Below are 22659 nucleotides of genomic sequence, written 5' to 3' on the forward strand. Positions count from 1 at the left end.
TTTACAAGAAATTTAAAGGAATGTGAAACGTTTTTCTATGAAAATTTTAATTGTAGAAGATGAAGAGATGATCCGTGAGGGTATCAGTGATTATTTGACGGATTGTGGCTATGAAACCATTGAAGCAGCAGATGGACAAGAAGCTCTGGAAAAATTTTCCAGCTATGAAGTAGCCCTAGTACTACTGGATATCCAGATGCCCAAGCTCAATGGCCTAGAAGTCCTAGCTGAGATTCGTAAAACCAGTCAGGTTCCTGTCTTGATGCTGACCGCCTTTCAGGATGAGGAATACAAGATGAGCGCCTTTGCCTCTCTGGCAGACGGCTATCTGGAAAAGCCCTTCTCCCTGTCTCTCTTAAAAGTGAGGGTGGATGCAATTTTCAAGCGCTACTACGATACGGGACGAACCTTTTCCTATAAGGATACTAAGGTGGACTTTGAGAGCTACAGTGCAAGCCTAGCAGGAGAGGAAGTGGCTGTTAATGCTAAAGAGTTGGAAATTTTGTACTATCTGGTGAAAAATGAAGGACGTGCCTTGACTCGGTCTCAGATTATCGATGCGGTCTGGAAGGCGACAGATGAGGTTCCCTTTGACCGTGTCATTGATGTCTATATCAAGGAATTGCGGAAAAAGCTAGACTTGGACTGCATCCTCACTGTGCGCAATGTTGGTTATAAATTGGAGCGAAAATGAAACGAACTGGTTTATTTACAAAGATATTTATCTATACCTTCTCGATTTTTAGTGTTCTGGTTATTTGCCTTCATTTAGCCATTTATTTTCTCTTTCCCTCGACTTATCTGAGCCACCGTCAGGAAACTATTGGCCAGAAAGCGACAGCTATTGCCCAGTCCCTAGAAGGGAAAGATAGGCAGAATATCGAACAAGTCTTAGACTTGTATTCCCAGACCAGTGAGATCAAGGGGGCTGTCAAGGGGGAGATGACCGAGGACAAGTTAGAAGTCAAGGACAGCCTTCCTCTGGATACAGATCGCCAGACCACCTCCCTCTTTATCGAGGAACGGGAGGTGAAAACGCAAGATGGTAGTACTATGACTCTTCAATTTCTGGCTTCGATGGATTTGCAAAAGGAAGCAGAGCAGATTAGTCTCCAGTTTCTCCCTTATACCTTGTTGGCCTCCTTTCTGATTTCCCTCTTGGTAGCCTACATCTATGCTCGGACCATTGTTGCCCCGATTTTGGAAATCAAGCGGGTGACCCGACGGATGATGGAACTGGATGCCCAAGTGCGATTGCGCGTGGATTCTAAGGATGAGATTGGGGATCTCAAGGAACAAATCAATAGCCTCTATCAGCATCTTTTGACTGTTATTGCGGACTTGCATGACAAGAATGAAGCTATTCTCCAGCTGGAAAAGATGAAGGTCGAATTCCTACGAGGGGCTTCTCATGAATTGAAAACACCTCTGGCTAGTTTGAAAATCCTGATCGAAAACATGAAAGAAAATGTCGGGCGTTATAAGGACAGAGACCGCTATCTGGGAGTTACCTTGGGGATTGTAGATGAGCTTAATCACCACGTTCTCCAGATACTTTCTCTCTCGTCTGTGCAGGAATTGCGAGATGATAGGGAACAAATTGACTTATACCAGATGACGCAAAGTCTGGTTAAGGATTATGCCTTACTAGCCAAGGATAGAGAGCTCCAGATAGACAATAGTTTGACTCATCAGCAGGCTTATCTAAACCCATCTGTCATGAAGTTGATTCTTTCTAACCTCATCAGCAATGCTATTAAGCACTCGATTCCAGGTGGCTTAGTTCGCATTGGAGAAAGAGAAGGGGAACTTTTTATAGAAAATAGCTGTAGCTCAGAAGAACAAGAAAAACTAGCCCAGTCTTTTTCTGACAATGCTAGTCGCAAGGCCAAGGGGTCTGGGATGGGACTCTTTGTGGTTAAAAGTCTATTAGAACATGAAAAATTACCTTATCGTTTTGAGATGCAGGAGAATCGTTTGACTTTCTTCATAGCTTTTCCAAAAGTCGCCCAAGACTAGGAATAGAAAGGGTTTACATAGATGAAGCTAGAAGAAATTCAATCGAAACTGCGGGAAAAACTAGATTTTTTTATCAAAAAGTGATAAAATGAACAATGTAAATGGGATGACCCATAAAAATATACAGGAGGCCTGATAAAATGGCAATCGTTTCAGCAGAAAAATTTGTCCAAGCAGCTCGTGACAACGGTTATGCAGTTGGTGGATTTAACACAAACAACCTTGAGTGGACTCAAGCTATCTTGCGCGCAGCAGAAGCTAAAAAAGCTCCAGTTTTGATCCAAACTTCAATGGGTGCTGCTAAATACATGGGTGGTTACAAAGTTGCTCGCAACTTGATCGCTAACCTTGTTGAATCAATGGGTATCACTGTACCAGTAGCTATCCACCTTGACCACGGTCACTACGAAGATGCACTTGAGTGTATCGAAGTTGGTTACACTTCAATCATGTTTGATGGTTCACACCTTCCAGTTGAAGAAAACCTTAAATTGGCTAAAGAAGTTGTTGAAAAAGCACACGCTAAAGGTATCTCAGTAGAAGCTGAAGTTGGTACTATCGGTGGTGAAGAAGACGGAATCATCGGTAAAGGTGAATTGGCTCCAATCGAAGATGCTAAAGCAATGGTTGCAACTGGTATCGACTTCTTGGCAGCTGGTATTGGTAACATCCACGGTCCTTACCCAGCAAACTGGGAAGGTCTTGACCTTGACCACTTGCAAAAATTGACAGAAGCTCTTCCAGGATTCCCAATCGTATTGCACGGTGGATCAGGTATTCCTGATGAGCAAATCCAAGCAGCTATCAAACTTGGTGTTGCGAAAGTTAACGTTAACACTGAATGCCAAATCGCATTCGCTAACGCAACTCGTAAATTTGCTCGTGACTACGAAGCAAACGAAGCAGAATACGACAAGAAAAAACTCTTCGACCCACGTAAATTCTTGGCTGATGGTGTAAAAGCTATCCAAGCATCAGTTGAAGAACGTATCGACGTATTCGGTTCAGAAGGTAAAGCTTAATCTAGCTGAATAATACAGATAGAACCTGCCCATTGGGTGGGTTTTTTGGTGTGAATATATTGTAGAAGAACCAATATTAAGTTGCTAAAAGATTCTATTTTTTGTACAATAATGCTATGAAAATACTGAAAAAATGGTTTCTTGGCTTTCTTAGTTTCATTCTTTTGTTTCTAGTGGCTACATTCATTTTTCATCGTATCAGTTTGGAAAAGGAACAAGCCTCACTGACACCTATGGGACAACAAGTTCTCATCGATGGACATCAAATGAATGTTTACGTTGAAGGGAGTAGTCCTGAGACTATAGTAGTTCTCTCAGGTGCTGGTATTGCTTCTCCTATCTTGGACTTTAAAGAAGTATCGGAATCCTTATCGAAACGGTATAAGGTAGTTATCGTGGAGCGGGCGGGATATGGTTATAGTGATGATAGCAATCATTCAAGAGATGTGATGGAGGTTTTGTCTGAGACTCGCCAAGCTCTTTCGCAAGCAAATATCACAGGGCCGTTTATCATTCTATCTCATTCCATGGCTAGTCTAGAGAGTTTGGCTTGGCAGGAGAAGTATCCTGATGAAGTGAAAGCCTTGATTGGTCTGGATTGGGCACTGCCGTCAAGTTATAAGAATTTAAAGCAAAATCAGGCCTTAATCACTGTGGCATTTTGGAGCAGCAAGATTGGCCTATTACGCTACTTCCCTGAGTCCTTTTATATAAAAAATCCAACTCTGATCGAAAGTGAACGGAAACAATATAAACTTCTAGCTTATAAGCAGTTGATGTCACAAGCCATGCTTCATGAATCCCAAATGGTAAAGGAAAATGCCAAGAATGTTCCCTCAAACATTAATCCGAAAATTCCCACCTTATTACTGGTGTCTAACGGTCAAGGCACTAATTTTGGTCAATCAGAATGGCAGCATTTTTCAGAGAAATTTGCTAGTGAACAGTCTAATGTGAAAGTCATATATATGGATGTACCACACGACCTTTATCATTATCAAAATCATGAGGTTGTTTCTCGTATTGAAGATTTTTTAAAGAGTAATTGAGGGGTTAGAAATCATTTTAGACTGATGACAATAATTAAATACTGAAGGATTAACAGTAGAATCGTGAGTTTTCGATTAAAAAAATTCTTTTTCTTATCCACCAGCCTGCTCATTGGGCAGGTTTTTTGGTGTTTTCAGGAGACTATTAAGCCAGAATTTTGGACTAATACTCTTCGAAAATCTCTTCAAACCATGTCAGTTTTATCTGCAATCTTAAAGCTATGCTTTGAGCTATCTGCATCTGGCTTTATAATTTGCTCTTTGGTTTTCATTGAGTATAAAAATACCACTTTAAGAGAAGAAATTTTAATTTCATAAACTTTAGGCAAACGCTTGCATTCTATTTTTTATTGGACTATAATAGGTTGGTATAAAGCCTTTTGTAGTAATAAAATGTAGAAGGTGTAGAAAGTAAGGATTTAGAATATTTGTAGTCAAAAACACAATGTTGCTATTCCTTACATAGGGAGATAGATATGGCAATGATAGAAGTGGAACATCTTCAGAAAAATTTTGTGAAGACTGTTAAGGAACCGGGCTTGAAAGGGGCATTACGTTCTTTTATTCATCCTGAAAAGCAGACCTTTGAAGCGGTCAAGGATTTAACCTTTGAGGTGCCCAAGGGGCAAATTTTAGGTTTTATCGGGGCCAATGGTGCTGGGAAGTCAACAACAATCAAAATGCTGACAGGGATTTTAAAACCGACATCTGGTTTTTGTCGGATTAACGGCAAGATTCCTCAGGACAATCGTCAAGATTATGTCAAAGATATTGGCGTAGTTTTTGGACAACGCACCCAGCTATGGTGGGATTTGGCACTGCAAGAGACCTACACGGTCTTGAAAGAGATTTACGATGTGCCTGATTCGCTCTTCCATAAGCGCATGGACTTTTTGAATGAAGTCTTGGATTTGAAAGACTTTATCAAGGATCCCGTGCGGACTCTTTCACTGGGTCAACGGATGCGTGCAGACATCGCAGCTTCCTTGCTCCACAATCCCAAGGTACTTTTTTTAGATGAGCCGACCATTGGTCTGGATGTTTCGGTCAAAGATAACATTCGTCGGGCAATTACTCAGATCAATCAGGAGGAAGAGACGACCATTCTCTTGACCACCCATGACTTAAGTGATATTGAGCAACTCTGTGATCGGATTTTCATGATAGACAAGGGGCAGGAGATTTTTGATGGAACGGTTAGCCAACTCAAGGATACCTTTGGAAAGATGAAGACTCTTTCTTTTGAACTGCTACCAGGTCAAAGTCATCTCGTCTCTCACTATGAAGAACTGCCTGATATGATTATTGATAGACAGGAGAATAGCCTCAACATTGAATTCGATAGTTCTCGCTACCAATCAGCTGATATTATTAAGCAAACCCTGTCTGATTTTGAAATCCGAGATTTGAAGATGGTGGATACGGATATCGAGGACATTATCCGTCGCTTCTACCGAAAGGAGCTCTAAGATGCTCAAATTGTGGAGACGTTATAAACCCTTTATAAATGCAGGTGTTCAGGAATTGATTACCTATCGAGTCAACTTTATTCTCTATCGGATCGGAGATGTTATGGGTGCTTTTGTGGCCTTTTATCTCTGGAAGGCTGTCTTTGATTCTTCGCAAGAGTCTTTGATTCAGGGCTTTAGTATGGCAGATATCACCCTCTACATCATCATGAGTTTTGTGACAAATCTTCTGACTAGATCAGATTCGTCCTTTATGATTGGGGAGGAGGTCAAGGATGGTTCCATTATCATGCGATTGTTGAGACCAGTGCATTTTGCAGCCTCTTATCTCTTTACCGAGCTTGGTTCCAAGTGGTTGATTTTTATCAGCGTTGGCCTTCCATTTTTAAGTGTCATTGTTTTGATGAAAATCTTATCTGGGCAAGGGATTGTAGAAGTGCTGGGATTAACTGTCCTTTATCTTTTTAGCTTAACGTTGGCCTATCTGATTAACTTTTTCTTTAATATCTGTTTTGGATTTTCAGCCTTTGTATTTAAAAATCTATGGGGTTCCAATCTGCTTAAGACTTCCATAGTGGCCTTTATGTCTGGGAGTTTAATTCCCTTGGCTTTCTTTCCCGAAGTGGTTTCAGATATTCTGTCCTTCTTGCCTTTTTCATCCTTGATTTACACTCCAGTCATGATTATCGTTGGGAAATACGATGCCAGTCAGATTGTCCAGGCGCTTTTGCTCCAGTTTTTCTGGCTCTTAGTGATGGTGGGCTTGTCTCAGTTGATTTGGAAACGAGTCCAGTCATTTATCACCATTCAAGGAGGTTAGTATGAAAAAATATCAACGCATGCATCTGATTTTTATCAGACAATACATCAAACAAATCATGGAATACAAGGTGGATTTTGTGGTTGGTGTCTTGGGAGTTTTTCTGACCCAAGGCTTGAACCTCTTGTTTCTCAATGTCATCTTTCAACACATCCCATCCCTAGAAGGTTGGACTTTTCAAGAAATTGCTTTTATCTATGGATTTTCCTTGATTCCCAAGGGCTTGGACCATCTCTTTTTTGATAATCTCTGGGCATTGGGACAACGCTTGGTGAGAAAGGGAGAGTTTGACAAGTATCTGACTCGTCCTATCAATCCTCTCTTTCACATCCTAGTTGAGACCTTTCAGATTGATGCCTTGGGTGAACTTTTGGTCGGAGGCCTTCTGCTAGCGACAACAGTATCTAGTATTGCTTGGACTCTTCCCAAATTCCTGATTTTTCTAGTCTGCATTCCTTTTGCGACCTTGATTTATACTTCCTTGAAAATTGCGACAGCCAGCATCGCTTTTTGGACCAAGCAGTCAGGCGCCATGATTTACATTTTTTATATGTTTAATGACTTTGCCAAGTACCCGATTTCTATTTACAATTCTCTTCTACGATGGTTGATTAGCTTTATCGTGCCATTTGCCTTTACGGCCTACTATCCTGCTAGCTATTTCTTGCAGGATAAGGATGTAATCTTTAACATCGGAGGTTTGATGTTGATTTCCCTTGTCTTTTTTGCTATTTCTCTTAAACTCTGGGACAGGGGCTTGGATTCTTACGAAAGTGCAGGCTCTTAAGATGAAGAAACTCAAAGCCTTGTCTCAGGACAGGCTTTTTCTAATATAGATGGAAATTTCTTGACATCTATCCTCATAGTATACTGTAAGTGTAATCGCCGATTTAGCTCAGTTGGTAGAGCAAGGCACTCGTAAAGCCTAGGTCACAGGTTCAATCCCTGTAATCGGCAAAGTGAAGAAGCTCAAAGCCTTGTCTTGGGACAGGGCTTTTTTATATGTTAGGAACATGCATTGAAGCTAGCCCTAGAGTGTTAAACTAGATGAAAAAAAGAAGCAATAAGATGTAATTCAATTGCAGTTAGTCTAAATGAATGAAAAAGATGGGATAGCACCTTAGAATCAAATCTTGTAGATATTTCTTTGATTCTTATTATAGGAATTATTGGAAAGATAGTGTAAAAGGAATTTTATAGAAAAATTTTTTCAAACAAAATACTGATAAAGTACAGATATTGAGAGCGTTAGATTTTTGGTTAAGCTTTGAGGAGCGGTTCATGATAAAAAATTTTTTACATTCATGATATAATATGGCTATATTCACATGTTATAGGAGAACATTCATGAAAAAACGTACTTTACTTTGGATTGTTTTAGCCCTTGTAATTTTTGGAGGAGGCGTATGGATGGCACAAGAGATAAATGTATCTGGTGAAATTGTAGATCCTAGTCCAAAGGGAAAGTGGTTGGCATATTTGAAGAAACATGAAGAGGAGATGGCTAACTTTATAAAGTCTAGAAATCCTAAGGTTGAAAGCGTTCAGTTTAATTGGGATAGTATGAAAATTGGTCAGATAGGAAATGGAACTCCTCAAGGTGGCGGGGATATTCTAACCATTGAAGGTCGGATAAATAATATCAAGTTTAGCAGTTTTACTCTTGGATTTCCTTTGGATCATGATGAAAAAAGTTCACCTCTTATTGATAGAATTTCTGAAATGCAACCGATAAGAGTTTTGAAAGGCAATGTATGGGAGATTTATGACTAACAGTAATTTAAAAACCTTTGATAATTTTTATGCAGATTTAGCACAGTCTGCCTACACTTTTCGCCCAAGTAATTTTCCTCCTCAAAATAGTTCAACGAACGTACAAACATTTGATTTCTCAAATGATGGATATATGTTGGATGAGGATGGTAATGTAAAAGAAATCACCCCTGGAGGTAAACATCTTCCCCATAATGGTAGAGTCTACTTGCAACCAGATCCTGAGTTGCGAGATACTTATAAAGTCGCATCGATACCAGTTCCTGATGCGAATGGGATGAGGCAGGATATTCACCACAAACGTTATCAAAAAGGACTGTTAACTGATGATGAAGCTGGTTTCAGTGCCTACTACTTAACGGATACGCCAACCTTGACTAATGATACCAAGAAAACCTATATGGCTATCCGCGGAAGTGATGCCATCAGTTATGAAAATTGGAACGATTGGATAGACAACGATGCCAAGTTTGCCCTCAACCACATCCATACCCCGCAAGCCAAGTTAGCGACGGCAGGAATGAAAGCTAAAATCGCAGAGATGCGTGAAAAAGCTCCGCAAGCTACGATGGACATCACAGGTCACTCTCTAGGGACCATAGTCTCTGCCCAAGGAGTAGCTGGCCTCAGTGATGAGGAACTGGAGAAAATCGGCAAAGTGGTCCTCTTTGACGGTCCAGACACGACAAAGAGCTTAAAGGAAATGGGCCTCAGCGATGAGAAAATCCAAAAGATTAGCGAAAAGATAGAGTATTATGTCAATCCTTTTGATATCGTGGGGATGCTTAATCGAGAACACACCATTGCCAAATTACCTGGGTAATCTAGAATAAACAACTATACTTAATATAAGTATTTTTTTTTACATTCATGATATAATAGGTTTAGAATCCACGTTTAAGGAGGATAATCATGAAAAAACGTATCTTGCTTTGGCTGGTTTTAGCCCTTGTAGTATTTGGAGGAGGCGCATGGATGGCACAGAAAACAAATTTATTCGGAGGAGTATTTCTTAGTCCACGAGCCAAGCAGTTGGCTTATTTGAAGGAGCATGAAGAGGAGATTAAGGAGTTTGTAAAATCTAAAAATTCAAAGATTGAATCTGTTCAGGTTGATTGGGATGAAACTAGGTGGGAAAAGGTTGGGAATGGAACCCCTCAAGGGGGAGGGGAAATTGTAAATGTATATGGAAGTTTTAATCATATTGAGTCCTCCTCTTGGAATGTTACTTTTGATATTGAGAATGATAAAATTATTCCTAATTCAATGGCTTTAGCCAATTATTTACGAGTGGGGGGAAGGATTTTTGACTAATAGTAATTTAAAAACCTTTGATAATTTTTATGCGAATTTAGCACAGTCAGCTTATCTGGGGAGACCGGTTAAATTTCCTTATGAGTCTCAAAAGAAATACGATAGGGATGTGTTAGACTCGGGTCAATCTCTTGAATTTGATTTTTCTAAGGATGCGGAGTTTTATAATAAGATTACGAAGAAGTTGGAAATCACCCCTGGAGGTAAAAAACTTCCTCATGGCGGTAAAGTATACTTGCAGCCGGATCCTGATTTACACGATGTTTATAAAATCACAACAGTTCCTGTTCCTGATACGAACGGTATGAGGCAGGAACCCCACAGAACCAAACTCTATCAAAAAGGACTTTTAACGGATGAGAAAGCTGGTTTCAATGCCTACTACTTAACGGATACGCCAACCTTGAGTAAAGATACTACGAAAACTTATATGGCTATCCGCGGAAGTGATGCCATTAGTTATGAAAATTGGAACGATTGGATAGACAACGATGCGAAGTTTGCCCTCAACCACATCCATACCCCGCAAGCCAAGTTAGCGACGGCAGGTATGAAAGCTAAAATCGCAGAGATGCGTGAAAAAGCTCCGCAAGCTACGATGGACATCACAGGTCACTCCCTAGGAACCATTGTCTCTGCGCAAGGGATAGCTGGCCTCACTGATGAAGAACTGAAGAAAATCGGCAAAGTAGTCCTCTTTGACGGTCCAGACACGACAAAGAGTTTAAAGAAAATGGGTCTCAGCGATGAGAAAATCCAAAAGATTAGCGAAAAGATAGAGTATTATGTCAATCCTTTTGATATCGTGGGTACGCTTAATCGAGAGCACACAATCACTAAATTACCTGGGGATTCCGATGAACCCCTCAAGAAACCCGTAGGTACAGTAAATGTCCTTGTCCCCTTGTACTATACCCAGATTTCTGATCCGGAAAGCTCCCATGACTTTGGTGTTTTCCAATCGGATGGAAAGGGGAACTTGTTGACCGCTTCTGAGGACTTTCACCCAGAATTGCTCAGGGCAGGTGAAAAGCTAGCTCGATTGATTGCGACATCTTTGGATTCTCTCAGGGCATTAGGAGTTGATGAAAATGTAGCAACCAATGTTTTAAATTCCATTATGAGAGGTGAGTTTAAAATAAAGGCAGCTATTGGTTATGGCGTTTACGAGAATTTTACAACTGAATATAGTAAGATCGTCGAAGAAGCTCGTCAGGAATCTATAAAATGGGATCGAGAAGCTATTCCTCGTTACCAGGAACAACTGAGAAGTGGCAATCTTTCAGGAAATCAAAGAATCTTGGTTCGAGCTCAGCTACTTCAGACAGCAGCCCAATTGGCAAATTTTGATATGGAAGATAAAGTTAATTCTGTGAAAACTTTACTTTCAGATGCTAAGGAAGAGATTCAAAGCTTGATAAAAGAAACAAGACAGACAGCGTTTGACATGGTTGGATACTTGTCAAGTTCAGAAGTTACGAATCTACTTTCTGGTTTTGATACAACAAGCTTTTGGGATGAAGGCGTTGCTAGTGACACGAAGACAGCAGCAACATCCTTCCTGACACAAATCCAGCAACTGGGGGAGAGCTTGGTCAAAGCTAGTGGCTCCTTTGAGACCATAGATAGAGATAGTGCTGAAGATTTTAATAATCTATTGGCGGATGTAAAGCAAACATGGAGGGGAAAAAATGGTAGTCCTAACGGATGAGGATACTTTAATTACAAGAGAGCAACTCGACAGAGCCTTCAAAGAAAGAATGAGGGAACAAGAACGCCAAGCAGTCAGGGCCTTGGTAACTGCAAAAGAGTTGTCAATCCTTGCTAAAGGAGCTGAGTTAGCTAAAAAGTTGCAGGAAGCGGCCGCAGATATGCAAGAGTACGCTTCTAAGACCTATGTGAACAATATTAAGGGTGGATTTGAGGGAAAGGCTGCAGATGCTGCAGAAACTTACTTGACACAGACCTTGCAAACACCTACTTTACAGAGTCCGATCAAAAGCTAGGAGAAAACTGGTTATGGATAAAAAGGGACTTCAGAAACTAGAGGATGAGCATAATCGTAAATTACGAGACTTAGAACGTTTGGAGATGGATTTGGATGATGATTTCCACAAGTTTAGTAGGGAGACGGATCATCTCCTAGAGGCGCTTTCCTATGCATGTAGAGATAGTAGTTTTGCTGAAATTCAACCATATATCTTTGAGATAGAGAACAATTTAGATAGCTATCATCAACTTTATAAGAATCGTATAGAGAATGTACTGGAAGCTCGACACCAAGAGAATAAAAACTTTTATCGAAAGTTAGAGGAAAAGGATTTTTAACGAATAGACCCTTCATCTAATACAAGAGAATTTTTTTGATAATTTATTAGTAAAAAATGGTGTAAGCACTTGTAATTTGTGACACTTATTGATATAATAAACTTATAAAATAACTTAAAGGAGTTTAATATGGCTTTAATTCAATTAACAACAGAGGAACTACGTACTTCTGCTCAAAAATATACTAATGGTGCTGAAGAAGTAAGAGAAGTACTTCGCACATTGAGTAACGAACAAGAGATTATTAGAGAGAACTGGAAAGGTGCTGCTTTTCAGAGCTTTGATCAACAGTTTACAGAATTATCTCCAAAAATTGAAGAGTTTGCAGCTTTACTTGATGCAATCAATGCGCAATTGTATAAAGTTGCTGAAATCGTTGAGCAAAACGACCAAGAACTTGCATCACAAATTCATTAATTTGTTATAAGTGGCTTTAGGAGGGCGAGAGCCTTCCTATTTTTTTTAATGGAGATGATTAAAAGGCAAATGAAGAAGAATAGAATATATAAATATGTAGGGAGTAGTTTGCTAGCCCTATTGTTGCTCTTGATGATGGTTCTTTTGAATCTTTCTGTTCAAAAGAATACGACAATTAACAATGAGAATAACGCGAAAGTAAATCAGCAGACCAAATTAAATGTGGCTATTGTAAATGAAGATAAGCCTGTCTATGTGGATACAAAAGAGTATAATTTGGGGGCTAGTTATGTAAAAAACATCGAGCGTGATAATTCACAAAACTGGTCCGTTGTTCCTCGTGGAGCAGCAGATACCGGATTAGAAAGTGGGAAATACCAACTCGTTTTAACAATTCCTAGTGACTTTTCTGAAAAAATACTTGATATTAACAGTATCAATGTTGATAAGACAACCATTAATTATAAGGTCAATGCCCAAGGAAATTTGCAGGTGGAAAATGATGCAAATAAACTAGCAAAAGACATTGTTGCTGATTTGAATGGTCAGTTGGTCGACATGTATATGGCGAGTATTTTGAGCAATCTTTATACGGCGCAAAAAAATGTGCAAGCTAGTTCACAGATACAAGCAACTAATATCGGAAACTACCGTACAAACTTATATGGAACAGCAATTAACTCTAAAAATATTTTCCCGACTCTTTACAGTATGTCTAGTTCCTCTGTTGACGCAAACGGTGTCTTAAAGACAGGTTTGGATAGTTATTCTCAGATTTTTGGTCGTTATGACGTTTCACAGATTGCCTATGGTGACAAGCTTGGCACTCTGCTTAAGAATAGGGATACTGAGAAGAAAAATCATGCGGATGTTATCACTGGGCTCATATCTCAGAGTCGGGAAGACGTTAAGGGACAAATTGAAACTTATAAGGAATTAATTAAAGCTCAAGGTAGTCTGACTGCTAATATAGATGGAACAGCAGAATCCACTGATGGAACGTCACCAGAAGTTGGGGCTTACTATAAAACAGTAGCAGAAAACATCAAAAAAGAGATTGATAGTTTAAAGACCAATCTAACAGATGAAAGAACCAAGTTTGAAAATCATAAAAAGGATATTCGTAACTTTGTCGATGAAAAATTAGCTGCTTATTATGAGACAAGTGAGAAGAATAATATCACTCTCGGTCGATTTTTGGATAAAGCTGCAAACAAGGACCTAGAGAAGGCTGAAGGATCTCTTAAAGAGCAGCTGGTTTCTGCAATCTCAGAATTACCAAAAGAAGACTTTAGTGGAAAAGAATTTAGTGGTTTTGGTATAACACCAATCACAATTCCTTCTGTAAACTATACAGATTTAAAAACGATTAAAGAGCCTAGCGACGAGATTTCTTTGGCGGACTTGAAGAATCTGGAAAATAAGGCAATTACTAGTACAAGTGCTGTTGGACGAACAGGAACAAAGGCTAAGGTATCATGGAAGGCTGGAACAGGAGTGACGGTTCATTCGGTCACTTATGATGGCACACCAGTTGAGTTTGGCCAAGAAATTGATTTGAAGACTGGTGGGACTTTCAAAGTAGCCTATAGTCTTGCAGAGGCAGCTCCAGCTCCAGCTCCAACTCCAACTCCGACTACAGGTTCAACTGGGGGTCCAAGCCCAACTCCAAAAGCGGAGCCAGAGACTGTTGATATTTCCTTGAATGATGTTCAAGCAGTCAGTGCTCCCATAGATGTCTCAGCCGTTCAGCAAGCAGCAGTGACTTACGGACAAAAGGTTCAGAAAATAGCCTCTGCCTATCAAAAGGTAGAATCACTAAAAAAAGCATACGATACCGTCAGAGGGTTAAAAAATAGTGATGTGTCTAAAGCATTGTCAGATATTTGGTTCGAAGCTATTAGTTCAAATCTGAAGAAGTATGAAGACAGCTTAACTGCACCTGCTAGCGATAAAGATAAAGATGGTGCTAAAGAGAAAGTAGATAAAGCTTTGTCAGAATTGACTACTCTGAAGCCTGTTTTAGAAAAAAATGTGCAGGATGTTTTGACTACCAACCAAGAATTGAATAAAAAAATCAAGAAACAGTTAGAGTTGTACGAGCAGTTGGAAGGAAAGCTAAAGGATTTGGTTGAGAAGCAAGGGAAAGGCAATGATGCTTTTGAAGATACTAATAATCAATTGGCTACCCTAAATACTGATTATGCGGCTCTCTTATCAGAAACTAAGGGTGTGAAGGAGTCCTCTCAAAGCAATGTCAAAGCTGCAGAGTCTGTAAATGAGACTTTAGGTAAGTTCAATCGTGAATTGTCAAATGCTCAAACAAGTACTGAAAAGTTATCTCAAGATGCTGACTCCTTGATGACGCAGTTTAACGAAGAATTGTCTAAGAATGGTAACTTTGTAGAGTCCTTCGTGAAAGTTCTGAATAACGCCTATGACAATGGGGTACCAAACGAAGTATTGCTTAACTTTTTATCAAACCCTGTTGCGCAAAATTCTACCTCGGTAAAAGCGACTGTCAACGTTTATCGTCCATTTACATGGATTCTCTTACTTGAAATTGTTAGTCTCTTTACAGGCTATTTATTTGCAACGCAAAATATTGTCCGTAAGGTCAAAGATAAATTTAAGCTTGACAAGTTGCATGATACAGATATTATGACAGTTGGCCTACTATCTATTTTAGCTATAATAGTTGGTCTAGTCGTTGGTATTGTATCGAGTGCTCAACTTCACGTTGGTCGTGAATATCAACCGTCATGGGTATTGCTAATTGTTTTAGCTGCTTTGGTACTGATTCAAGGGCAGTATTTATTACTTAAACATTTCCGAGTAATTGGAATGGGTCTCGCCTTCTTTATGATGATTAGCTTTGTCTATCTATCAAATGCAATTGGGACGACTGCCAGTCTAACAGGTTTCCCAGCCTTCATCAAAAATCTTAATGCTTTATCAATATTAGAAGCTTTCCTTTCAGGATATTTTGATGGACAACCGGCAAATATTTTAGCATTTATTGCAATGATGATTGTCGTAGCTGGATTACTTGTTATGAATATTTTTATCAAAGAAAGAAGATTTTGGCCTCAAGTATTTCAAACTGAGAAAGAATAGGAAATGAAAAAAATAATTCTTTTACTTCTTACCTTAGTAGCATGTGCAGCAGTCTCAATGGCTGCTGCAGATGATTTGAAGGATAATCGTTTACAGATTGATGATTCTCGACTTGAGAAAAAAGAGGGACTTAACTTTGGTCTACAATCTGAAGAAACAAAGGAGCTTTTTAACGAAGCGACCCAAAAGAAGTTGCAAGACATGCAGCAGCATCAAGAGGAACAGTTGATCACAGAAAGGGGCCAACTGTTTTCTGCTATACAGGGACCAGTTAAAAAAAATCCTGCAGAGCAGTTGTTTCAGCCAAATTCAAAAATAACATCTAAATTTCAAACAAATATTGGTCAGTTAGAAAAAGATGGTTTGAGTGATTTTCTTCCGGAGTTAGCCTATATATCATTGTTTTTATTACTTTTCGTAGCTACAGCTGTGATGAGTTATCGCCTTATGGCCGAAGGGATAGAATAATGTTTTAGCAAGTCCGTCTTAACAACTTAGTAAGAACAAAATCATATACAGGAGGTATATAAACAGTGGAGCAACATATCAATATTACTCTACGCTTGAAAGAAAAAGATGTGGATATTCGCATTCCTAGTCGGATTGAAGTGCGACGGTTAATCCGAGAAGTGGATACGATTTTTACTCCAGGTAAACAGAGAAAAAAATATCAACTTAGAATTGTCAACAAAGGATTATTGATTGATGAAGGAAAACAACTATCTGATTATCCAATGACAACAGGGGATTTAGTAGAGATAGAGGAGATTTAGGTGACTGAGGAAAAATTTATATTTGGCGAACAGCCGTTTGTATATGAAAAAAATGAAACAACTTGGAAATTGAGTCTTAAGCGTTCAGATGTAGCGAGTCAAGATTTACGGGAACTGTTACTGTTGGATTTGCATCATCCGTTCTTTTTGGAGCAATCGATGGTCTCTGATGAGGACAGTGTAACCTTCTCCTATCAAGTCGAAGCTCATGGTTTGACTTATGAAGAAATAAAGAGCCGTACCATTTCGGAGAGAATTCGTTTGGCCCTAAACGTTTTTCGTCTAGAAGGAGCCTTGGAGTTGCCAGTGACCTTCCTTTTGCATCCAGTAAATCTCTTTATTACCAAAGATGCTCAGGCTAAGATTGCTTATCGTGGAATTCCTGGTCTGATGGTTCCTCAATCAATATCCTCAGAAGATTTTCTACGTCAGGCTAAGTGTTTTACCGTAACACTATTTAGTGATTTTGACTTTATGGACCTTTACAATGGTTCCTTGGAATTAGAGACCTTGCCAGACTTTTTAAATGACCTGTGTCAGGCAGATGATATTGCAACAGCAGTTACTATTTTGGAACGGTATTATGTAGAGAAATCTGCGAAAGAACAGGCGGATTTGGTATTGGTTCCAAGCAGACGACACCGAGTGTTTAAATTGGCAACGATTTGGTTGACAGCAAGTGTTGTTTTGTTGATCGTTCCGCTTATCTATTTGATTTTCATGCAAAATCCTTTCAAAGAAAAGATGTTGCAGGCGGATACAGCTTTTATTAAAGTAGATTATAGCGCGGTTATTACAGAATTAGAGGGAATTGCTCCTGCTAGCTTGCCTAATACGCAGAAGTATGAGTTAGCCTTCTCTTATATTCAGGGATTGGAATTTTCTTCTGAACAAAAGAAGGTCATCCTGAATAATGTAACCCTCAAGTCTGATGAGCTGTATTTGACTTATTGGATTCAAGTTGGGCGAAATCGCTTTGAAGAGGCACTTGATATTGCCAAACGGATTAACGACAGTGACTTGATTCTCTATGCTTTGACTCAGGAAATCAAGCAGGTTCGGGAAGATGGTAAGTTGTCAGGGAAAGATCGTGAAAGTAAACTGAATACTTTGGATAGTGAATATAAGAAATACTGGGATAGCCGAAGTCAGCTATTAACAAGTGATTCTAGCTCTAATGCATCTACTAGTTCTAGTCCTAGTTCACAAGACAAGCCTTCTGAAAGCAAACCTTCATCTGAGAAGAAAACTAGCCCTAGCAGCTCATCTAGCAATTAAAGTAGACCAAGGAGAGAAACTATGAAAAAACAAATCATTTTCTACAGTCAAGGTCTGCGTTATGAAGTAGAACTGAGTGCAGCTAAGACGGTCTTGGTTGGGGCTACTGAAAAGGCCCAAGTCTACCTTCCTCAACAGGAGAGTCCGATTCAGCTCAAGCTTGACGGTGACAAGATCTTTTATCAGTATGAGAACGAAGCAGGATTATTGAAAGATGGTCTACGTTTGGGTGAGGTTGTCTTTTATATCCGAGAAGGGGGTCCAAGGGTCTATGATCTTTTGGATTTATCAGAGTTTCAGATTGGTTCTCATAAAGGTGCGTTGATCACACTAGATGAAGATGTCGAACTCTTACTCCAAAAATCTCAGAATCAATGGATGCTAACTCGATTAAAAGGCGCATTTTATCGAAACAATCATCTGGAACAAATGGATCAGCAATTGATTGGTTTTGGAGATGAGTTGAGTTTAGGAGCGGTGACAATAAAGCTCTTTCCAGACGAAGTCTGGGTTTTGGGACCAGCTCAAGTAGGGAGACAACTAACGCTGAGAGAACCCTCTCGATATGGTTTTTATGAAGATTATCCAGATTATCACCGCTCTCCACGAATCATTTATCGTGGAAGTGAAGATAAAATCTTGATTAACCCTCCAGGTCAAGAACCAGCTAAGCCAAGTGATGAACTGTTAAAGCTAATCGTTCCTCCTCTTACGATGGTCGGGGTAACCGTCTTGATCACCTTGGTTCAACCTCGAGGGATCTATATTCTTGCGACAGTAGGGATGTCCATAACCACAATGATTTTTTCTATCCGTGGTTTTATCAAAAATCGTAAAAAGTACAAGGCTGATAAGAAGGAACGGATCGATCTTTATCGTCTTTATCTGAAAGATAAGGTAAAGGAATTGACTCGTCTGGAACGGGAACAAAAAGAAGGGATGCACTATCATTTTCCAACTATTTTAGAGTTGACGGACTTGGTTGAGAGTTACAATCACCGGATTTACGAAAAAACTCCCTTACATTTTGACTTCTTATACTATCGTTTGGGACTCGGGAAAATACCGACTAGCTATGACTTGAAATATGGTCAACAGGAGCGCAGTGGTAAGAAGGATGCTCTGGAAGAAGAGGGTTACGCTCTCTATAGTCGTCACAAAAAAATTCCAGATATGCCGATTCCGGCAAACCTTAGCCATGGACCGGTTGGTTATATTGGACCTAGAAATCTCGTCCTAGAACAACTGCAGCTTTTGGTGATGCAGTTAGCGACTTTTCATTCTTATCATGATGTGCAGTTTATTACGATCTTGCCAGAAGAGGAAAAAGAACAATGGTCTTGGATGCGTTGGCTACCTCATGCCAAACTGCAAGAACTCAATGTTCGCGGTTTTGTCTACAATCAACGGACACGAGACCAGGTTCTCAATAGTTTGAACCAAATCTTGAAACTACGTCGTAGTCAAAAGGAAGAAGCATCCCACAAGGAGAGCAGCCTCTTCCATCCTCATTACGTGGTTCTAGTAACCGATGAGAAGCTGATTTTGGACCATATTATCATGGAATTCTTTACCGAAGATCCAACGGAATTAGGCTGTTCTCTCATCTTTGTAGAGGATGTCATGAGTTCCTTGTCTGAGAATATCCAGACAGTGATCAATATCAAGGACCGAAATACGGGCCAACTGGTCATGGAAGAAGGGGTCTTGAAAGAGACGGACTTCCGCTTGGATCATTTCCCAACAGATTATGATAAGGAGCGGATCGCCCGTACCTTGGCACCGCTCAATCACCTCCAAAATCTTAAGAGTTCGATACCAGATTCCGTGACCTTTATGGAAATGTATGGTGCGGAGACCTTTGAGGACTTGCAGGTATCGAGCCGTTGGAAAAAGAACGCACCCTACAAGAGTTTGGCTGTGCCGATTGGTCTGCGTGGTCAGGATGACCTGGTTCAGCTCAATCTACATGAAAAAGCTCATGGACCTCATGGTTTGATCGCAGGGACGACTGGATCAGGGAAGTCAGAAACGATCCAATCCTACATCCTATCCCTCGCTGTCAACTTCCACCCTCATGATGTGGCATTCTTGCTGATTGACTACAAGGGTGGTGGGATGGCCAATCTCTTTAAAAACCTCCCCCACCTCTTGGGAACCATTACCAACTTGGATGGTGTCCAATCCATGCGGGCTTTGGCTTCGATTAATGCGGAGATCCATCGTCGTGAACGACTCTTTGGAGAGTTCGAAGTCAACCATATCAACCAATACCAGAAGAAATTTAAAAACGGAGAAGCGACAGAACCTCTCCCTCATCTCTTCATCATCTCAGATGAGTTCGCAGAGCTCAAGGTTAACCAGCCCGACTTTATCAAGAAGTTGGTATCTATTGCGCGTGTCGGGCGTTCCCTCGGGGTTCACTTGATCCTAGCTACTCAAAAGCCATCAGGTGTGGTGGATGACCAGATCTGGTCCAACTCTCGCTTTAAGATTGCCCTTAAGGTAGCAGATCGTTCGGACTCCAATGAAATGCTTCATACACCGGATGCGGCCGAGATCACTCAGACGGGACGCGCCTATCTACAGGTCGGAAATAATGAAGTTTATGAACTCTTCCAGTCAGCCTGGTCAGGCGCAGATTACCAGCCAGAAAAGGATGATATGGGAATTGAAGACCATACTATCTACCTGATCAATGAATTGGGGCAATATGAAATCCTAAACGAGGACTTATCGGGCTTAGAGGATGCCGATGAAATCAAGGAAGTTCCGACAGAGCTAGATGCTATTGTGCACAATATCCATCTCCTATGTGAAGAACAAGAGATCCCTCCAGTACCACAGCCATGGTTGCCACCACTTAAGGAGCGCATTGCGCTAGAGGAGCTGGAAGAAGTGCAACCAGCAATAGCCTGGGCACAAGAGAAATCACTCTCAATTCTACTTGGAATGGCAGATATCCCGCAGGCTCAGAAGCAGGAAGCCGTCTCTATCAATCTCGCCAAGGACGGACATGTCCTTCTCTATGGAAGTCCGGGCACTGGGAAGACAACCTTCCTTCAGTCTGCAGGTATGGACTTGGCTCGTAAGTTCAGTCCTAAGGACCTTACCATGTACTTGATGGACTTTGGGACCAATGGTTTGGCTCCATTGTCCAAGCTTCCACAGGTAGCGGATATCATGCCTCTGGATCAAACGGAGAAGATCTCTAAGTTTGTACGAATCATGGAGAAAGAACTCAACCGCCGTAAGAAACTGCTTGCGGACTATGGAGTTGGGACCTTGGAACTCTATCGTCAGGCTAGTGGTCAGGAAGAACCGGCTATTGTCATCCTCTTAGATAGCTATGAAGCTTTCAAGGAAGAAGCCTATGAGGCAGAACTCTTCAAGCTCTTGGTGCGCATCTCTCGTGAAGGTCTCAGCATTGGGGTACATCTCTTGATGACAGCGGGTCGCCAGTCCAACCTTCGTGCCCAACTCTACTCGAACTTCAAGCACCAGTTGAGCCTACCACAAAATGAAGCTAGTGAAGTGCGGACGATTGTGGGCTCTACACCCCTTGCCATGACCATGGAAGACATCAAGGGACGGGCTCTCATGAAGCGTGAAGACGTGGATGTCATCCAGCTGGCACTCCCAGTCTCTGGAGACAACGAAAACCAAGTCCTCAATAACCTTCGTCAGGAAGTGGCTTCCCTCCAAGAAGCCTGGACAGGACAGCGCCCAAGTGCCATCCCGATGGTACCAGAGGAGTTGATGGTGGAAGAATTTTTGAAATTGCCTAGTGTACAAGAAGCTATTGAGAATGGTCAGATTCCTATCGGTTTGGAGCTAGAAATGGTTGGAAGTGTCAATATCTCTCTTAGCAAATTTAAACACATGGCTTATGTATCAAATGCAGAAGATGCTTTTGATAATATAACTCATCATTTATTAAGAACTATTCTTAAAATGCCTAACGTTCATATGATGTTGATTGATGCTTTCCAAGAATATGAGTCATATAGTAATCAGGTGAAAACCTATGTTGGAAGTAAAAAGGAAGTATCGGACATAGGAAATCAGCTAATCTACGAAATAGAGCGCCGTCTTGAAAAAGGAATCTCATCTGAGTGGATTGTTTTTATACCAAATATGAGAGCACTTGTATCCGAAAGCGATTTAAATGTTCAACAGCTTCAATTTATGTTTGAGAATGGTTATCGAGTAGGGATGAGGTTTATTATTGGTACAGATTATACTTATATTGGAACAAGCGTTGACCCAATTCCAAGATACCTCAAAACAAATGTCCAATGGGTCATCTTTGGTATGCGCCTAATGGATCAAACCTTCTTAGATAAAGGAATATATAGCAGAGATGTGGCTCCAGATCCCGATCAGGTTTATTTACATTCTCGGAAAGAAATCATCAAACTCAAAATTAGTAAGAATAAGTAACAATATTATTTGATACTTAAGATTCAACCCTGTCTCTTGACGATTTGATAGTAGAAAGGATAATTGAAAAGGTTATTGAACATGGGACAAGTAAAAAGTGAAAAAGGCACGGCAAGTACTATTGCAACTGGAATTATATCAGCAAGCAATAGCATTACAACTGCCGGTACAGTTACTAGAGATAAGACAAGCTATTATACCGCTAATACGGTAGGAAGAAAATTGATCATCAATGAGGCATCTATTGCTCAAAATATTCAATCGAAAATAAGTGAATTCGTAAAATTAATTCATGGTGTCGCAAATGAATTCGAAGTAGTAGATGAGAATATAAGTACAATGTGGCAGAATAATTTATCGTCGGGTCAAAATAAGGGGATAACTGGTCAATCTTCGCCATACACAAATCCGTCATTTGTTCCTCAAAATAATTTGTTTAAGGAGTGAGGATGGAAAAAACTAGAAAATTAGAAGATATTCAATGTAGTGTTCAACAGATTCAAACGAAATTATCAAAGCTAGAAGAAGAAAGAAATCAGTTTCTTTCCGTTGCGACGGAGATCTTAGATCTTTGTCAAACGAACTTCATTCCATATAGAGAATTAGGCTATTATCCGTTATCAGTTAAAGATGAGATGGATCGTCTTGAAGATATAGAGATGTTAAAAAGGAATGAACAGCTACTTGATGATTTTGTCTCTGAGAGGAAAGAAGAATTAAAAAAAGCAATGAGCAAGCTAGAGGGCGAAAAAGAGGAACTTCTTTTTCAACAACGCCGTCTTGAATTACAAAATGAGGAGAAGGAGGAGAAGAATGGGGATTAAAGTAGATATAGGC

The 22659-nt window shown here is 40.2% G+C and carries 20 protein-coding genes, 1 tRNA gene and 1 pseudogene; all 22 read left to right on the plus strand.

The annotated features are described in order from the left end of the window. Window positions 1–37: 37 nt before the first annotated feature. The 22 genes and pseudogenes from vncR to N5909_RS07280 all read left to right on the plus strand — a co-directional run bounded on the left by vncR (window position 38) and on the right by N5909_RS07280 (window position 22646). Window positions 38–694 carry a response regulator transcription factor VncR gene (gene vncR, locus N5909_RS07175; RefSeq protein WP_271631049.1) on the plus strand — a complete coding sequence of 219 codons (657 nt, stop codon included), beginning with the start codon at window positions 38–40 and terminating at the stop codon, window positions 692–694. Beyond that, window positions 691–2019: a sensor histidine kinase VncS gene (gene vncS / locus N5909_RS07180; RefSeq protein WP_271631050.1), complete on the plus strand. Its 1329-nt coding sequence runs from the start codon at window positions 691–693 to the stop codon at window positions 2017–2019. Before vncR ends, vncS begins: the two co-directional genes overlap by 4 nt. Window positions 2020–2159: 140 nt before the next feature. Next, window positions 2160–3041 carry a class II fructose-bisphosphate aldolase gene (locus N5909_RS07185; RefSeq protein ID WP_001018999.1) on the plus strand — a complete coding sequence of 294 codons (882 nt, stop codon included), beginning with the start codon at window positions 2160–2162 and terminating at the stop codon, window positions 3039–3041. A gap of 116 nt (window positions 3042–3157) precedes the next feature. Then, entirely contained in the window at window positions 3158–4090 is a 933-nt protein-coding gene (locus N5909_RS07190; protein ID WP_271631052.1) for an alpha/beta fold hydrolase, read from the plus strand. A 476-nt stretch (window positions 4091–4566) separates the two neighbouring features. Beyond that, window positions 4567–5559, plus strand: a complete 993-nt coding sequence (locus N5909_RS07195) for an ABC transporter ATP-binding protein (RefSeq protein WP_271631051.1) — start codon at window positions 4567–4569, stop codon at window positions 5557–5559. A gap of 1 nt (window position 5560) precedes the next feature. Then, the gene (locus tag N5909_RS07200; protein ID WP_153220086.1) at window positions 5561–6379 is read left to right on the plus strand and encodes an ABC transporter permease; all 819 of its coding nucleotides are present in this window, start codon (window positions 5561–5563) and stop codon (window positions 6377–6379) included. 1 nt (window position 6380) lies between these two features. After that, entirely contained in the window at window positions 6381–7166 is a 786-nt protein-coding gene (locus N5909_RS07205; protein ID WP_033682133.1) for an ABC transporter permease, read from the plus strand. A gap of 97 nt (window positions 7167–7263) precedes the next feature. Next, a tRNA-Thr gene (locus tag N5909_RS07210) sits at window positions 7264–7336 on the plus strand. 390 nt (window positions 7337–7726) lie between these two features. Further along, window positions 7727–8152, plus strand: coding sequence for a hypothetical protein (locus N5909_RS07215; protein ID WP_033682135.1), 426 nt, complete (start codon window positions 7727–7729; stop codon window positions 8150–8152). Continuing rightward, window positions 8145–8972: pseudogene (locus N5909_RS07220) on the plus strand (cutinase family protein); the annotation flags it as partial. The gene N5909_RS07215 and the pseudogene N5909_RS07220, both read left to right, overlap by 8 nt. A gap of 92 nt (window positions 8973–9064) precedes the next feature. After that, the gene (locus N5909_RS07225) at window positions 9065–9466 is read left to right on the plus strand and encodes a hypothetical protein (RefSeq protein WP_033682137.1); all 402 of its coding nucleotides are present in this window, start codon (window positions 9065–9067) and stop codon (window positions 9464–9466) included. Beyond that, window positions 9459–11177 (plus strand): cutinase family protein, encoded by a 1719-nt coding sequence (locus N5909_RS07230; RefSeq protein ID WP_212573960.1) that lies wholly within the window; start codon window positions 9459–9461, stop codon window positions 11175–11177. Before N5909_RS07225 ends, N5909_RS07230 begins: the two co-directional genes overlap by 8 nt. Next, complete coding sequence (locus tag N5909_RS07235; RefSeq protein ID WP_020902063.1) at window positions 11158–11472, plus strand: hypothetical protein; 315 nt, start codon at window positions 11158–11160, stop codon at window positions 11470–11472. The genes N5909_RS07230 and N5909_RS07235 overlap by 20 nt, the downstream gene beginning before the upstream one ends. 13 nt (window positions 11473–11485) lie before the next feature. Continuing rightward, window positions 11486–11794 carry a hypothetical protein gene (locus N5909_RS07240; RefSeq protein WP_020902062.1) on the plus strand — a complete coding sequence of 103 codons (309 nt, stop codon included), beginning with the start codon at window positions 11486–11488 and terminating at the stop codon, window positions 11792–11794. A 129-nt stretch (window positions 11795–11923) separates the two neighbouring features. Next, a complete protein-coding gene (locus tag N5909_RS07245) occupies window positions 11924–12211 on the plus strand; it encodes a WXG100 family type VII secretion target (protein WP_020902061.1) in 288 nt (95 codons plus the stop codon). A gap of 69 nt (window positions 12212–12280) precedes the next feature. Beyond that, window positions 12281–15328: a type VII secretion protein EsaA gene (gene esaA / locus N5909_RS07250; protein ID WP_033682164.1), complete on the plus strand. Its 3048-nt coding sequence runs from the start codon at window positions 12281–12283 to the stop codon at window positions 15326–15328. Between the two features lie 3 nt (window positions 15329–15331). After that, window positions 15332–15796: a type VII secretion protein EssA gene (gene essA / locus N5909_RS07255; protein WP_020902059.1), complete on the plus strand. Its 465-nt coding sequence runs from the start codon at window positions 15332–15334 to the stop codon at window positions 15794–15796. Between the two features lie 65 nt (window positions 15797–15861). Further along, complete coding sequence (locus N5909_RS07260) at window positions 15862–16101, plus strand: EsaB/YukD family protein (protein ID WP_020902058.1); 240 nt, start codon at window positions 15862–15864, stop codon at window positions 16099–16101. Next, complete coding sequence (essB, locus tag N5909_RS07265; RefSeq protein ID WP_020902057.1) at window positions 16102–17379, plus strand: type VII secretion protein EssB; 1278 nt, start codon at window positions 16102–16104, stop codon at window positions 17377–17379. 21 nt (window positions 17380–17400) lie between these two features. Continuing rightward, on the plus strand, window positions 17401–21822 hold the full coding sequence (gene essC / locus N5909_RS07270; RefSeq protein WP_261027357.1) for a type VII secretion protein EssC: 4422 nt from the start codon (window positions 17401–17403) through the stop codon (window positions 21820–21822). A gap of 81 nt (window positions 21823–21903) precedes the next feature. Further along, window positions 21904–22269, plus strand: a complete 366-nt coding sequence (locus N5909_RS07275; RefSeq protein WP_271630722.1) for a TIGR04197 family type VII secretion effector — start codon at window positions 21904–21906, stop codon at window positions 22267–22269. 2 nt (window positions 22270–22271) lie between these two features. Continuing rightward, a complete protein-coding gene (locus N5909_RS07280) occupies window positions 22272–22646 on the plus strand; it encodes a hypothetical protein (RefSeq protein ID WP_271630723.1) in 375 nt (124 codons plus the stop codon). The last annotated feature ends 13 nt before the right edge of the window (window positions 22647–22659 follow it).

Source organism: Streptococcus gwangjuensis (assembly GCF_028156745.1).
Taxonomy (GTDB): domain Bacteria; phylum Bacillota; class Bacilli; order Lactobacillales; family Streptococcaceae; genus Streptococcus; species Streptococcus gwangjuense_A.